The sequence below is a fragment of the Melittangium boletus DSM 14713 genome (assembly GCF_002305855.1).
GTDB classification, from domain to species: Bacteria; Myxococcota; Myxococcia; order Myxococcales; family Myxococcaceae; genus Cystobacter; species Cystobacter boletus.
This window is the reverse complement of sequence record NZ_CP022163.1, coordinates 4,242,790-4,257,575: the sequence shown is the minus strand read 5'-3', so window position 1 is coordinate 4,257,575 and position 14,786 is coordinate 4,242,790. Positions and strand designations below refer to the sequence as shown.

Genomic DNA, 14,786 nt, shown 5'->3' with positions numbered 1-14,786 from the left:
AAGTGTCATCATGACGGGAGGACAAACCCGTCATGGATTGCCACAGGTAGAGCAAGCGAGGCCTCGACACGGAGTCACTGGCGCCTATGAAACCGCCGCATCCCGTCAACGAGCCGCTACGTCGCGATCGAGCCGCGCTCTGGAGTCAGTGGCTCACTTTCCCGCGCATCCTGGGCCTGTCGCTCATGGCCGCGATCGTGCTCGCCGTGCCCACGCTCGGCATGGGCTTCCTGTACGACGACTACATCCACCTCATCCGGCTACAGGGCGGTGAGGCGCCCGGCTCGCGTCTCGATCTCTTCTCCTTCGCCCTGGGAGACCCCACGGAGATGCGGCGATGGGTGGAGCGAGGGCCCTATCCCTGGTGGACGTTGCCCGAACTCAAGCTCGCCTTCTGGCGCCCCTTGTCGACCGCGCTCGCGGTGATGGATGACCGGCTCTTCGGGCGAAATGCCCTGGCGTGGCATCTGCACTCGCTCGTCTGGTACCTGGGCGTGGTGGCCGCGATGGGCGCCGTGCTGCGGCGAGTCCTGCCGGGCTCCGTGGGCGCGCTCGCCCTGGGGCTCTTCGCCATCGACGGCGGACACACGCTGACCGTGGGGTGGATCGCCAACCGCAACGCCCTGGTGGCGGCATTGCCCGCGCTGGTGGGGCTCTGGCTGCACCTGGAAGGGCGCGAGGCCCGGCGCGGGGGCGCCCGGCTCCTGGCCCTCGCGGGACTCGGACTGGGGCTGCTGGGCGGAGAGAGCGCGCTGGGCGTGTTCGCGTACGTGCTCGCCTATGAAGCGGTGGGCGCCCCGGGTGGAGCGAGGGAGCGGCTCCGGGCCCTCGCTCCCGTGGCACTGCTCGGAGGCGTCTACCTCGTGGGCTACAAACTGGGCGGCTACGGGGCGTGGGGCTCCGGCTCCTACATGGATCCGGTGGGCGAGCCGGTTCGATTCCTCGGGGCCGCGCTCGCACGCATCCCGGCGATGGTGGGAGGACTCGTCCTGGAGATCCCCACGGACCTGTGGGCGCTCGACGCACGCCTCCGCCCCGCGCTGGTGGGCCTGGGAGTCCTCGCGCTGGGCGTGCTCGGGGGGAGCCTGCGCGCCGCGTGGCCGGAACTGAGCCCCGAGGAACGCCGGCACTGCCGCTGGCTCATGCTGGGCGCGGCGCTGTCGCTGGTGCCCGTGGCGGCGACCTTTCCCTCCAATCGCCTGCTGCTCATCCCGGGGCTGGGAGGCAGCGTGGCGGTGGCGGCGGTGCTCGTGGGGGCCTGGCGCTCGCGAGCGCGAGGCGGGAGACCCCGAGGCCTGACGCTGGGCGCGGGCAGCCTCGGCCTCGCGCATCTCGTCCTCGCGCCCCTGCTCTGGCCCGTGATGGGCAGTGGCTTGCACTCGATGAGTGCCCAGTCCGAGGAAGCCGCCCAGACACTGGAGGGCGCGTTGGACTTCCAGCGACTGCCCCAGCAGCGGGTGGTGGTACTCGCGTTGCCGGTGTCGACGCTCGGCATGTACCTGCCCGTGATGATGGCCGAGCGCGGCATGCCCAGGCCCGAGGCGTGGTGGACGTTGAGCCTGTCACCTCATCCCCACGTGCTCACGCGCACGGGACCCAACGCCCTGGAGCTCACCCTCACCGAGGGCCGCTTCTTCACCAGTGAGTTCGAATCGATCTTCCGGGACCGGGAGCATGCGCTTCGCGAGGGAGCGCGGGTGGAGTTGCCAGGCCTGACGGCCAGGGTGCTGGAGGCGGACACGCAGGGACCCACCCGGCTTGGCTTCACCTTCGACGTCCCGTTGGAGGATCCCTCGCTCGTGATGCTGCACTGGCGCGACGGAGGACCGCGCCGCTTCACCCCGCCTCCCGAGGGCCAATCCGTCTCCCTCTCACGAAGTGGATCCAACGCCGGATGAAGCAACACATGCGAAATCTGCTCGTCCCCATGCTCATGCTCGCCCTGGCATGCGTGGGCCGCAAGCCCTACTATTTACATACCGAATTACCTAAACTGGAAGACGACCCGGACTTGGCGATTGCGCCCGGCCCATGGAAGACAGAGAGCGTTCTCGTCGTTCTCTCCGACTCGGCCAGTGTCCCAGATGACCTGGTGATTCCCGCGCTCAAGGCGTTGATGGCTCTACCAGGTGCCACGGATGCCTGTGATCCAAATACAGGCCATCCCCGCCCAGATGCGGCTGAGTATTGTATCGCACTTTACAGAACCCCCGAGGACTGGCGCGTCTCCTGGCCCATCCGGAATCTGACAGGAGAACACAATTCCTGCCAGCCGCCGTTCGGTGGGGTCGACGACGAGGACTTCGGACGAGACCTTCCCATTCTGGGCTTCGCGCACAACCACCCGTGCGGGACAAACATGAGCAGTCCTGACCTGAGTGTTTTTCCCAAGGTGAAGGCAGGAGAAGGCCTGTGGGTGATGGTTGCCTACGGAGCGAGTCCCAGCGGAAAGCTCCTTCGCGACGTTCGCGGTGAACTGCTCCCTGCCTGGCACTGGCTCGCCACGGGTCAACCCGACAGACCTCGCTTCTACAGGTGGGACCCCGAGGGCAAAGTATTCAGATGGAACGAAGCCAGTAGAATCTGGGATTTCCAAGCAACCTGTCAGCCTCGCTCCGCCTCCATGCTGAGTCCCAGGGCCCTCTCGCCGCATTGCTCTCCCGCCTTGGACTGGTAAAAGACCGTGGTTCCTTGGAGTTGCCCATGTCGAGGCCATATCCCGCCCTTCTGGTCGTCGCCCTCCTGATGGAAGGAGGAGTCCCTTCAGCCGGAGACACGGGCGTCGTGACAGCACCCGCCCTCAACGCCCCACTCGAAGACGCGGGCATCCTCGTGCCCCTCCCCCTTCCCAGCACCCCCCCCGAAGACGCGGGCGTCGCGGCGGCCCCCGCGATCGTAGCAGAGGGCATTCGCTGGCCCGATGACGTGCGGCCCCTGGCGACCTTGGACGGGCCCGCGGTTCTCGCCGCGCATGCGGCACTGCAACGCGTACTGACGCGCGTCCCCAAGGCCTACGCGGGAACCTGCGCATACTCGGCCAAGGCCATGGAGGTCATCGTGGGCCAGGAGGAAGGCTTGTACTTCGTCCGCATCAACCGCCGCGTGGACAAATGTGGACGCATGGCGCCCGGTGCCGTCACCGCGCTCGATTGGTTCGAGCTGTATGCCGTATCGCCAGACGGGCGAATCCTGGCTCGATACCCGTACTTCCCCTAGAAGAAGCAAGGTGCCCCGCGTGCAAGCTCCTGTCTGGGAATCCGGTCCCCGAGGCGCCACGCCTCTCGTCTTCCTTCATGCCGGTGGGCTGAGTGGCCGCATGTGGCGGCCCCAGGTGGAACGCCTGGGGGATTGTCATTGCCTCGTGCCGGATCTGCCCGAGCAGGGCCAGAGCCCCGCCTCCCCGCCCTTCTCCCTGGAGGAGGCCGCCCGGCAGGTGGCCACGCTCATCCGCGAGCGGGTGCCCGAGGGCCGCGCCCATGTGGTGGGACTGTCCCTGGGCGGCGCCGTGGCCCTGGAGGTGCTGCGCACCGAGCCGGAACGACTGCGGAGCGTCTTCGTCACCGGGACGTCCGCGCGCCTGGGCCGCGTGCTGGGAATGATCTCGCTGGCGAGCGCCTCGCTCACCCGGGTCCTGGGTCCGGAGCGTCTGGCGGAGCTGTCCCTGCGTCAGTTCGCCATTCCTCCCGAGTACCAGGACATCGTCCGGGAAGACCTCGTGCGCGGCTGCGAGGAGCCCTTCCTCCGTCACGTCACCCAGGCCCTGATGGCGCAGCGGCTGCCCACGCGAGCCACGGTGCCCACGCTCGTGGCCGTGGGCGAACGGGAGACCCTGCCCGCCCGGCGCGCGGCCCGCACCCTGGTGGCGACCCTCACCGGGGCACGCGGCGTCCAGGTGCCCTCGCTGGGCCACGTCTGGAACCTCCAGGCCCCGGACCTGTTCACGGCCCTGGTACGCGCCTGGAGCACCGGCGCGCCCCTTCCCGAGGGACTGACGTCCCTCTGAATCACTCGAGGCGCTCCTCGAGCGGTGAGTCCAAGTCGCGCAGCTCCGCGCTGGCCGTATCGCTCATGATCCCGAGCCGCGTGACGCCCATCCGGCGAAGCGTCTCCACCAACCACGGCAGTTGCGGGAAGTCATCCAGCGGGGACACGGGCGCCGCCCCTTCCCTGTCGAGCCACAGGAGGGCGTCCGCGTCCATTCGCAGCACGCGGCACAGCTCGCGGAGGGTGGGCGCGCTCGGGAGCATGCTTCCGCGTTCCACCCGGCCGAGGATCTCGACCGCGAGCCCGACGCGCTCCGCGACCTCCTCCTGAGTCAACGAGGCCCGCTCACGCGCCTCGCGCAGGGCTCTGCCCAGGCGGGTCGCGAATCGCTTCTGTTCGAGGTGCATGGGCGCCTCCTGGTGACGTGGAAAGTAGGAACATGCTGCCCACTCAGGGGGTCGGGCGGCAAGCTCAAAATCGTCCCCCCGACGACGCACCGGATCCGGGGCGTGCACGGGACAACACGCGGCGGAGCCGACGTGCCCCGGCGTCTGGCACCGGCACGGAGGACGAGACAACGTGACGCGGATGCGAGGCTCCGTGCGTGAAGCGTCCCGTCAGCAAGAGGAGCCGAGGAACCTCGCCCTCCTCACCCTGGCCGCCATGGGCGTGGTGTTCGGGGACCTGGGCACGAGCCCTCTCTACGCGCTGCAGGAGTGCTTCCACGGCCCCCACGCGGTGCAGGTGACGCGGGACAACCTCCTGGGGGTGCTGTCGCTGTTCATCTGGTCGCTCATCCTCGTGGTGTGCATCAAGTACCTCACGCTGCTCATGCGCCTGGACAACCAGGGCGAGGGTGGAATCCTCGCGCTGGTGGCGATGCTCGAGCCGGGCGGCAAGCGCGGGGGCCCGCCGGTGCTGGTGGGGCTCGGACTGTTCGGCGCGGCGCTCTTGTATGGAGATGGCGTCATCACCCCGTCCATCTCCGTGCTCTCGGCGGTGGAGGGATTGAAGGTGGCCACCCCCGTGCTCGAACCCTACGTGGTGCCGATCACCGTGGCCATCCTCCTCGCGCTCTTCCTCGTGCAGCCCCTGGGCACGGGGCGGGTGGGCGTGGTGTTCGGGCCCATCGTGGCGTCGTGGTTCGTGAGCATCGGGCTGCTCGGGGCCTGGGGCATCTCCCGCGCGCCCGAGGTGCTCGCGGCGTTCAATCCCTGGCACGCGGTGCGCTTCTTCTGGGAGCATGGCTGGCAGGGGGTGCCGGTCCTGGGCGCGGTCATCCTGTGCCTCACCGGCGCCGAGGCCCTGTACGCGGACATGGGCAACTTCGGCCGCAAGCCCATCCGGCTCGCGTGGTTCGCGCTCGCCCTGCCCGCGCTGCTGCTCAGCTACCTGTCCCAGGGCGCCTTCCTGCTGCGCCACCCCGAGGACGCCAGCGCGCCCTTCTTCCGCTCCCTGCCCGGCCCGGCGCTCTACCCCATGGTGGCGCTGGCCACGCTGGCCACGGTGGTGGCGAGCCAGGCGCTCATCGCGGCGGTGTTCTCGCTCACCCACCAGGCCGTGCAGCTCGGCTTCAGCCCGCGCCTGACCATCCGCCACACCTCGCCCGAGCACGAGGGGCAGATCTACATGCCCACGGTGAACTGGGCGTTGATGGGGGCGTGCCTCGCGGTGGTGTTGAGCTTCCGGTCCTCGGACCGGCTCGCCTCGGCGTACGGGCTGGCGGTGTCGGGCACCATGGCCATCACCACGGTGCTCTTCGCGGCGGTGGCGCGGCGGCGCTGGAACTGGTCCGGGTGGGTGCTCGCGCTCGTGGTGGGCGGCTTCGTCGTGTTGGACCTGTCCTTCCTGGGCGCCAACCTGCTCAAGCTGCGCGAGGGGGGCTGGCTACCGCTCGCCATGGGCTCGGCCGCCTTCGTGATGATGCAGGTGTGGCGGCACGGGCTCGAGCTGCTCCGCGAGCACGGCGCCTCGAGGAGCATGCCGTTGAACCAGCTCGTCGAGTCGCTGTCGCTCGGTCCCCTGCCCCGGGTGCGCGGCACGGCCGTCTTCCTGAGCGGCGCGGTGCATGGCACGCCGCTCGTGCTCCTGCACCACCTGAAACACAACCGGATGCTGCACGAGCACGTGCTGCTGCTCACCGTGCGCATCGAGCCCGTGCCCACGGTGCCCGCGCACGAGCGGGTGACCTGGGAGCCGTATGACCTGGGCATCCTCCGGGTGACGGCGCGCTACGGCTTCATGGAGCACCCGGACGTGCCGAGTCTGCTGGAGCAGGCCCAGGCGCGGGGCCTGGACGCGCTGGTCCAGCCCGTCACCTTCTACGTGGGGCGGGTGTCCCTGCGCATCCACGCGGGCGGCGGGACACCCGTCTGGGTCAAACGGCTCTTCGGCCTCATGCAGCGCAACGCCCACCCCACCACCGAGCACTTCCGGCTGCCCGCCGGCGAGGTGATGGAGCTGGGCTCGCAGGTGGAGCTGTAGCGCTCAGGTGGACCAGGAGAGCACTTCCAGCATGCGCACGAAGCGGCGATCCGTGCTGACCGCCGCCACCACGAAGCCGGCCGCCTCGCCGGGGCCGCCGCGGCCCTCGGTGTGCCAGTATGCGATGTAGAGCCGGTTGCTGTTGCGGGAGATCTCCGTCACGTACGCCAGCGCGCCGTCCACCTCGTCCTGGCTCGGCGTGCCGAAGTACGTCGACGCCTGCAACTTGGCGATGAGCTCACGGGGATTGATGGGCTCGAAGGAGAGCGGGTAGTCATAGCCGCCGCCGAAATACTGGGTGTATTGGTTCGACAGCGTCACCTGATTGGCCACGCCCTGACCGTTGGGGATGTAGCCTTCCTTGACGCGCGCGGACCGGGACAGCGCCCCCGAGGCACCGAAGAGCTCGGCCGTCGTGCCCGCCACCGGGCCCAGCGTCAGCGGCGCCTCGCGGTCCGCCGCGTCGTTGAGCTCGTGGAAGTCCGTGAGGTACTTCTTCGCCTGGCCCGTCAGGCCCTGGAGGAAGAGGGCATCGCCCAACTGGGTGGCCAGGTAGGCCCGCTCCTGGGCGTCCACATGGCCATCCAGGAAGAAGGAGCCGTTGAGGGCCCCCGCGATCTCCGAGCGCACGACCGCCGTGCCGCCGGGGCTGGTGGCGGCACGGGCGGCCGTCATCTTCGAGGTGAAGGAGGCGATGGAGGCGGCGCTGTCCGCCAGGGCGGGGGCGGCCAGGAACATCAGACTTCCGAGCAGGGGCTTGAGAGCGGCGATGCGGTTCATGTCGAGACCTCTCGTGGGCCCAGGAGGCATGCTCCTGGGATGGGTCCCCTTTTGTACCTCACCGCTCTCCCCGCTTTTCGTGAACTCCTTGTTTCATGAGAGGGCGAGGGCCCCGAGCTGCTCCCAGACGGCGCGCACGTGCCGCTCCTCGGTGCGCGTGGCACCAATGGCCAGACGCAACACATAGCGCGAGGGCGCGCCGTCCACCCCGGGCAGCACCGTGTGGGTGAGGAAGGCCTTGCCGCTCGCGTTGAGCCGCTCCAGCAGGTGGCGGTTGCGCGCGTCCGTGTCCGAGGACGCCTCGCCCGGCAGCGGCTTGAGCCGGAAGCACACCAGGGACAGCGAGCGCGGCACGGCCAGCTCGAAGCGCGCGTCGGCCTCCACCCAGCCGGCGAACAGCTCCGCCTGACGGACGTGCTCGCGCAGGTAGGCGCGCAATCCCCGGGCCCCGTAGTGGCGCAGCACGAGCCACAACTTCAGCGCGCGGAAGCGCCGGCCCAGGGGCACCTGCCAGTCGCGGTAGTCCACCACCTTGCCGCTCGCGCTCGCGGCGTTGCGCAGGTACTCGGGCATCACACTCAGCGCGTTGAGCAGCGCCTGGCGCTCGCGCGTGTAGAAGACGTTGCAGTCGAAGTTGGTGAGCAGCCACTTGTGCGGGTTGAAGGCGAAGGAGTCCACGCCCTCCAGACCCTCGCCCAGGGCGCGGAACTCGGGACACACGAGCGCCGAGCCCGCCCACGCCGCGTCCACGTGCACCCAGCCTCCCGAGGCGGTGAAGCCCGTGCGCCCCAGCACCTCCACTACGGAGCGCACCGGATCCATGGCGCCCGAGGAGGTGGTGCCCAGCGACGCGCACACGAAGAAGGGCTGGCGGCCGGCGGCCAGGTCCTCGCGGATGGCCCGCTCCAGCGCGTCCGGGCACAGGGCATAGCCGGCGTCGGTGTCGAGCTGGCGCAGGTGCACGCTGTCCGCCACGTCCCGCGCCACGCCGGAGATGAGGGCCGCCTTGAGCACGGAGGAGTGCGTCTGGGTGGAGGTATAGGCCACCCACTCGGCGTCCCGGCCGAGCACCCTCCGCACCCGGTCGCGCGCCGCCACCATGGCCACCAGCACGGCCTCGCTGGCGGTGCCCTGGATGACGCCGCCGCCCGTGCCCGAGTCCGAGCGGAAGGAGGCCGGCAGCGCCATCAGCTCGGCCAGCCAGTCGAGCACGCGCGTCTCCAGCTCGGTGGCGGCGGGGCTCGTGGACCAGAGCATTCCCTGGACGCCCAGGCCCGCGGACAGCAGCTCGCCGAGCACCGCGGGCCCCGAGGCATTGGAGGGGAAGTAGGCGAAGAAGGAGGGCGACTGCCAGTGGGTGACGCCCGGCAGCACCACCTCCTCCAGGTCGCGGAAGACGGCCTCCCAGCCCGCCTCACCGTCCAGTCCCTCCTCGGGAGGATGCGCGGGCAGCTTCGCCATCACCTCGCCCGGAGCCACCGCCGCGCGCACCGGAAAGGACTCCAGCCGGGCCCAGTAGTCCGCCACCCAGTCCACCACCCGATGCCCCAGCCGCCGGAACTCCTCCGCGCTCAGATGAGGCACCGCCCCTTCACGCTTCTCGCTCATGTCATGGCTCCTTCGTGGACCCCAGGGAGGATACTGGAACCTGGAGGCGAGCCTCACCGCTTCACGAGCTGGAGCCTCGAGCGCTTGAAGTGCTCGAGCACCTCCATCGCGGACCGATCGGAGCGCTCCGCCATGAACAGACTGGCGCTCTCCGTGCCCACGAAGCGGGCGCACACGCACTTGTGGGCATCATAGGTCTGGGCAACGGCCCGGTAGAAGGCCTCGTGCTGAGGCTTCAAGGATGGATCCAGCTTCAAGAACAGGGGCCGCAGTCCAGTGAGCACCTTGATCAGATACTCGTGGTCCCGCCAGCGCAGCCCGGTGAGCTCGGAGGGTGCTCGCGGAGGCATGAGGTGGGGGCGTACCGAGCGCTCGTAGGCGCTGGCGTCATAATCCCCGGCGAAGCGCATGGCGGACTCCGAGCCCCGCATGAGCACCGTGGCCCGCTCCAGGCCGGCTCGCGCGGCGGGGATGTCCGAGGACTCCAGGTCCCGGTGCAAGCCATTGAGGACGACGATGAGCCCCTGCAAGAGGACCATGAAGACGTGGTGCCCGCGCGTCCAGCGAAGGAGCGCATCGCGCTCACCCCCGGTAGTGGAACGCGGCGGCGCCATGGGCACGCCGTCCTCCCGCTCGAAGGGACGATCCAGGAGGATGTCGAACACCGTATGCAGTGCGGCGCGCAACCCTCCCCAGGCCTCGGGCTCCAGATCCGTCCCCCGGGTGAGCGCTTCGTCCAGGAGCGTCACGTATCCTTGAAGCGCGCTGTGCACGAGCAGGGGCATGCGCCCGCCGTCGACCCGAACGATGGAGAAGACCTGATCATTGTCCCGGTTCTCCCGCGACTCATGCGGATCCTCCCCCACGGGCTGGAAGTCCCCGGGACCCAGACCCAGGCGAGCGAGTGCCTCGTGGGCCGCGGCCAGGGCGCGTGGTTCGGCCTCGTTCCGGTACCGCGTGGCCAGGGGCTCGAGCACCGACGCGACATCGCTCGCCAACTCGTTCCGCCCTTGAGGCAGACATTCCGGCCGCAACAAATAAAAGCCAGCCATCACCCGCGAATACCCCTCTGTGAATGAGTTGTCACGCTTGCCCTCTCAACCCATGGAGCTGCAAGCTGGCCGTCATGCGGAGCGTGCTTCATGGCCCCCCTTTTCAACTCTCGACGAACTGGACCCTGGAGAGTGCTCTCACGAAGATGCGGACGATCGTCCCCGCGTGCCGCGAAAAACCGGCACTCCTCACGGACGAGGGAATCGTCAGTTTTCAGGAATTGAGCACGCGGGCCCAGCGCCTCTCGCGAGTGCTACGGGCGCGGTTGCGCGGAACGTCCTCGCCGGAAGGCGCCCCTTCGCCCGGGTGCCGGAGGACGGCGCCGAGCCGCGGCTGCACATCCCGCGGCTGTGAGGAACGTTCACCCCCGCTCGCGCTCGCGGCGGTGGATGGTGGAAACGTCGATGCCGAGGATCTCCGCCGCCCGCGTCTTGTTGCCCCCGCACTGCGCCACCACATAGGCGATGTACTCGCCCTCCAACTGGCGCAGCGGCACGAGCCGGGTCCGCGCCTGCGCGAGCGGGTGGTCATCCGCGGCCACGCCGGGCGCATGCAGTTGGAGCGTGGGTAGATCCACCGTCTCCTTCACGGTGACGACGGCCAGCCGCTCCACCAGGTTCTCCAGCTCGCGCACGTTGCCCGGCCAGGGCGCGGCGGCGAGCGCGGCCAGGGCCTCGGGGGTGAAGCCCGCGAGCCTCGCGCGGGGATTGCGCTCGCGCGACTTCATCAGGAAGTGCTCCACGAGCAGGGGAATGTCCTCGCGCCGCTCGCGAAGGGGCGGCACGCGCAGGGGCACCACGTTGAGCCGGTAGAAGAGATCCTGCCGGAACTTCCCCTCGCGCACGCGCGTCTCCAACTCCTGGTGCGTGGCGGCCACCACGCGCACATCCACCTTGCGTGACGCGTCCGCGCCCACCGCGCGCACCTCACCATCCTCCAGCACGCGCAAGAGCTTCGCCTGGAGCTCGGGCGCCATGTCGCCAATCTCATCGAGGAAGAGCGTGCCTCCGTCCGCCTCCAGGAACAGGCCTCGGCGCGGCGTGGTGGCCCCCGTGAAGCTGCCCTTCACATGGCCGAACAGCTCGCTCTCCAGGAGCGAATTGGGAATGGCCGTGCAATTGACGGCCACGAAGGGACCAGCCTTGCGCGGCCCCTCGAAGTGCAGCGCACGCGCCACCAACTCCTTGCCCGAACCGCTCTCACCGCGCACCAGCACCGGCGCGTGCGAGTGGGCCACCCGCTCGATGAGCTCGTACAGGGCGCGCAACGGAGCGCTGCGGCCCACCAGGGCCCCGAAGGCCGAGCGATCTCCCACCGCCTGACGCAGGGCGCGGTTCTCCTCGCGCAGGCGCCGCTCGGCGATGGCGCGCTGCACGTACAGCAGCACCTCGTCCAGGCGGAAGGGCTTGGTGAAGTAGTGCGTGGCGCCGCGCCGCATGGCCTCCACGGCGTTCTCCACGCCCCCGAAGGCCGTCATGATGAGCACGGGCAGCGTGGGGTCCGCCTCGCGCACGGCCGCCAGCACGTCGAAGCCGTCCACCTGCTCCATGCGCAGGTCGCACACCACCGCGTCCAGCACCCGCCCGCGTACCACCGCGAGCGCTTCCTGGCCGCTCGTGGCCACATCCACCGTGTAGCCCTCGTCCGTGAGCGCGTCGGCGAGCAGCCGCGCCATCTCCACGTGATCATCCACCACCAGCACGCGTCCCTCAGACGGCATGTCGCTCCTCGCTCGGCGCGGGTGGCGTGGGCCACCACAGTGTCACGCACGTGCCCTGCCCGGGCTCGCTCTCCAACTCGATGCGGCCTCCGTGGTTGCGGACGATCTGCGCCACCACCGCGAGACCCAGGCCCGTCCCCTGGCCACGCTTCTTCGTGGTGAAGAAGGGATCGAAGACGCGGTGCAGGCTCTCCGGGGGAATCCCGCACCCGTCGTCGCGCACCGTCATCCGCACCCCGCTCCACGCCCCTGGCTCCCCCGGCGCCTCCACATGGGCCGCGAGCCGCACCGTGCCCCCTGGCTCGCATGCGTCGCACGCGTTGAGCGCCAGGTTGAGCACCACCTGCTGCAATTGATCCGGATCCGCGAGCAGCAGCGGCAGCCCCTCGGAGACCTCCACTTCCAGGCGCACCTTGCGCCGCTCGGCCTCGCCGTGCAGCAGCTCCCGCGCCCCCTCCAGCAGGGCCCCCAGCGCCACGCCCCGCACCGCCACCGGCTGCACCCGCGAGAAGTCCAGCAGCTCGCGGATGGTGCGGCTCACGCGGTCGATCTGCTCGACGATGACCTGGATGCCCGCGGCCTGGGGATGCCCCGCCCCCAGCTTGCCCGCCACGTACTCGGCCCGGCCGCGCACCACGCCCAGGGGCGTGCCAATCTCGTGGGCGATGCCCGCGGCGAGAATGCCCACCGTGGCCAGCTTCTCCGCGCGCAACAACTGGGACTCGAGCGCGCGCACGTCGCTCAGGTCCTCCACCACGAGCAGCACCCGCACCTCGGCGTCGTGGCGCTCCAGGGGCACGGCGTGGATGCGGTACTGGCCCTCCTCGCCGAAGAGCGGCAGGGGCTCGTGCAGGCTCAACACCCGCTGGGCGGCGCACGCGTCGGCCACCAGGGACGCGAGCCGGTCCACCACCGCGGCGGGCGCGTTCGGAAAGGACTCGCGCAAGGAGGCCCCCACGGCGGTGGGAGGCAGCCGCGCGCGCAGTGCCTGGTTGACGGCGGTGACGTGCCCCCCCGCCGACAGCGCGAGCACGCCCGTGGGAATGTGGTCGAGGATCTTCTGCGTCTTCTCGTGCAGGTGGGCGAGCTGATCCGCGTGGCGGCGGCTCTCGCGCAGGGCGACGGCGCGGCGCGAGGCGATGATGACGTAGGCCCCGAAGACGACGAGGAAGAAGGCCACCAGGGAGGCGCCGAGCGCCACGCGCAGGATGATGCCGCGCTCGTGGGCGCGCAGCTCGTCCGAGGAGGCGAGCAGGGCTACGGACCAATAGGGGCCCCCCCGCATGGGGATGGACTGGAAGGCGGCCATGGCGTCCGCCGCGCCCAGGCCCAGGAGCATGGCCTCGTTCTCCGGCAGCAGGAGCGTGCCATGCCCGCCCTCGCGCATGCGCCGCACCAGCAGGGCGAAGGCCGGCACCTGATCCGGCACCGCGTCCGCGCGCTGCACGCCCTCGATGAGCGAGGGAGCACTCGCCGGCGTGGGCAGACCGTGCGCGCCGAGCAGGAGCAACCGCACCTCGGAATCGGTGGCGATGAGCTTGAGCGGGGCGAAGAAGCTCTCGGTATCCACCAGGACGGCCAGCGCCCCACCGGGCCCATCCTCGCTGGGCGCGTAGGCGGTGGCGAAGATGCGGAACCAGTTGCCAGGAGCGGCGGCCACCGGCGGGGTGGTGAGGATGTCGCCGGGCACGCCGGTCAACGCCGCGTGCGCCATCTCCGTGAGGGAGGTGCCCACCGCACCCCGGGTGACGGCGGGGCCCGCGCGCCGATCCAACACGGTGAAGCGCGGCTCGCCCTCCGCGTCCAGCACGACGATGGCCTTGAACTGGCCCACCACCTCCAGGAGCGCGAGCAATTCGCGCCGGTGCTCGTTGACGGAGCCGGGGCGGGACAGGAGCTCGCCCGCGAAGCGCAGGTCATCCGCCGCGTCGTCGAGCGAGTCGGCCACCTCGCGCGCCGCCGCCTCCACCTGGGCCGTACGCTCCGCGGCGAACTGCGCCACCAGGGCCGCCCTGTCCCTGCGAATGAGGTGCACCACGCCCACCACCACGCTCGCGAGCGCGGCGCACAAGAGGAGCACGGAGACGACGGTGTTGCGATTCATGGCACCCGGGGACTCTACGCCGCCCCCGGATGGCAGGACACCTCCAGGGGGAGGCCGAGCGCGGCCAACTCCGCCAGTTCCTCCGGGGACAGCGCGAAATGGCAGGGCCCCTCGTAGGCGACGAGCAGGGAGAGCGTGGCCTCGGTGGCGCCCAGGGCGCGAAGGGTAGGCAGGGCCGCCTTCAACTCCCGCAGCGGGCCCCGGACGGAGGCCCCCGGGGCCACGTCGTCATCGAGCAGCGGCAGGAGCGCGCTTCCATAGGACAGGGCCTTGCCGGCGTAGCGCCCCGAGGGCGCCACCTGCCCGGGCTCGTTCCCATCCACGAGCGGCAGGCCCGTGCGCGCCACCGCGAGCGTGGGCGAGAAGGCCTCGCCCTGGAGGAGACAATAGAGGAAGCGGCGGATCATTCCACGTCCACCACGAGCGCCAGGGGCGTGCCACGCCGCATGAGCAACAGGGGCAGCACCTCGGGCGCGGGGGCGCTGGAACGCCTGCGGCGAGCGGGCCGGCGGGGAGGCGGCGAGGCGCGGTCCACGGCGGCGGCGCACTCGGGACCCACCAGGGCGTCCAACGACAGACACAGCGCCCGGCACAACTGCCGCAGGGTGGCCGGGCCCGGAGCCATCGTCCCCCGCTCCAGGCGCCCGTACGTCGAGGGCGCCAGACCAATCCTGCGTGCCATCTCGTCCTGAGTGAGCGCCGCGCCCTGACGGGCGGTGCGCAGCGTGCCCCGGAGGGCCAGGGCCAGTTGTTCGCGGACACCAGGAGACAGGTGACTTGGCATGGTGGCCACAACCCTAGCGACCCTGGACGTCAAGTCAACAGGTCATCCTATTTTGGCGGTCACTTGTCGCATTCCCGCCGCCTCAAGTAGGGTCCCGCGCGCCCCGCGCCAGGAGCACGCCCCACCTGACACGTGGAGTGCCCCCCGGCCTCGCCCGCGTCTTCCACGACGCGGCGCGTTTCGGACACCACGGCAATTTCGGCTTCCGTTGGATTGACTCCCGCGTCGAAGGGGTGCTGGAAAATGGAGGCAGACAGGCAGGCGCGGGC

General features: G+C 70.3%; 13 protein-coding genes. 5 read left to right on the top strand and 8 right to left on the bottom strand.

What is annotated here, in order from left to right; all coding sequences use genetic code 11:
- Nucleotides 1–86: 86 nt before the first annotated feature.
- The 4 genes from MEBOL_RS18030 to MEBOL_RS18015 are packed head-to-tail and all read left to right on the top strand — an operon-like array spanning nt 87 to nt 4,003.
- Complete coding sequence (locus MEBOL_RS18030; protein ID WP_095978603.1) at nt 87–1,898, top strand: hypothetical protein; 1,812 nt, start codon at nt 87–89, stop codon at nt 1,896–1,898.
- An 8-nt stretch (nt 1,899–1,906) separates the two neighbouring features.
- The gene (locus MEBOL_RS42315; protein WP_245919862.1) at nt 1,907–2,677 is read left to right on the top strand and encodes a hypothetical protein; all 771 of its coding nucleotides are present in this window, start codon (nt 1,907–1,909) and stop codon (nt 2,675–2,677) included.
- A 26-nt stretch (nt 2,678–2,703) separates the two neighbouring features.
- The gene (locus MEBOL_RS42940; RefSeq protein ID WP_245919860.1) at nt 2,704–3,216 is read left to right on the top strand and encodes a hypothetical protein; all 513 of its coding nucleotides are present in this window, start codon (nt 2,704–2,706) and stop codon (nt 3,214–3,216) included.
- A 19-nt stretch (nt 3,217–3,235) separates the two neighbouring features.
- Entirely contained in the window at nt 3,236–4,003 is a 768-nt protein-coding gene (locus MEBOL_RS18015; RefSeq protein ID WP_218920921.1) for an alpha/beta fold hydrolase, read from the top strand.
- 1 nt (nt 4,004) lies between these two features.
- On the opposite strand, the gene MEBOL_RS18010 is transcribed toward MEBOL_RS18015, so the two are convergent.
- Entirely contained in the window at nt 4,005–4,391 is a 387-nt protein-coding gene (locus tag MEBOL_RS18010; RefSeq protein ID WP_095978600.1) for a helix-turn-helix transcriptional regulator, read from the bottom strand.
- A 181-nt stretch (nt 4,392–4,572) separates the two neighbouring features.
- Here MEBOL_RS18010 and MEBOL_RS18005 point away from each other — a divergent pair, with 181 nt between their 5' ends.
- A complete protein-coding gene (locus MEBOL_RS18005) occupies nt 4,573–6,468 on the top strand; it encodes a potassium transporter Kup (protein ID WP_095978599.1) in 1,896 nt (631 codons plus the stop codon).
- A 3-nt stretch (nt 6,469–6,471) separates the two neighbouring features.
- Here the strand turns inward: MEBOL_RS18005 and MEBOL_RS18000 are convergent, their stop codons facing one another.
- From MEBOL_RS18000 to MEBOL_RS17970, 7 genes are all read right to left on the bottom strand, one after another.
- Nucleotides 6,472–7,248: a hypothetical protein gene (locus MEBOL_RS18000; RefSeq protein ID WP_095978598.1), complete on the bottom strand. Its 777-nt coding sequence runs from the start codon at nt 7,246–7,248 to the stop codon at nt 6,472–6,474.
- A gap of 93 nt (nt 7,249–7,341) precedes the next feature.
- Complete coding sequence (locus tag MEBOL_RS17995; protein WP_095978597.1) at nt 7,342–8,856, bottom strand: pyridoxal-dependent decarboxylase; 1,515 nt, start codon at nt 8,854–8,856, stop codon at nt 7,342–7,344.
- 53 nt (nt 8,857–8,909) lie between these two features.
- On the bottom strand, nt 8,910–9,854 hold the full coding sequence (locus MEBOL_RS17990) for a hypothetical protein (RefSeq protein WP_095978596.1): 945 nt from the start codon (nt 9,852–9,854) through the stop codon (nt 8,910–8,912).
- A 416-nt stretch (nt 9,855–10,270) separates the two neighbouring features.
- On the bottom strand, nt 10,271–11,629 hold the full coding sequence (locus MEBOL_RS17985; protein ID WP_095978595.1) for a sigma-54-dependent transcriptional regulator: 1,359 nt from the start codon (nt 11,627–11,629) through the stop codon (nt 10,271–10,273).
- A complete protein-coding gene (locus tag MEBOL_RS17980; protein WP_095978594.1) occupies nt 11,619–13,733 on the bottom strand; it encodes a two-component system sensor histidine kinase NtrB in 2,115 nt (704 codons plus the stop codon). The genes MEBOL_RS17985 and MEBOL_RS17980 overlap by 11 nt, the downstream gene beginning before the upstream one ends.
- A gap of 14 nt (nt 13,734–13,747) precedes the next feature.
- Nucleotides 13,748–14,140 carry a hypothetical protein gene (locus MEBOL_RS17975; protein WP_095978593.1) on the bottom strand — a complete coding sequence of 131 codons (393 nt, stop codon included), beginning with the start codon at nt 14,138–14,140 and terminating at the stop codon, nt 13,748–13,750.
- Nucleotides 14,137–14,517, bottom strand: coding sequence for a helix-turn-helix domain-containing protein (locus MEBOL_RS17970; protein WP_095982848.1), 381 nt, complete (start codon nt 14,515–14,517; stop codon nt 14,137–14,139). The genes MEBOL_RS17975 and MEBOL_RS17970 overlap by 4 nt, the downstream gene beginning before the upstream one ends.
- Nucleotides 14,518–14,786 lie beyond the last annotated feature (269 nt).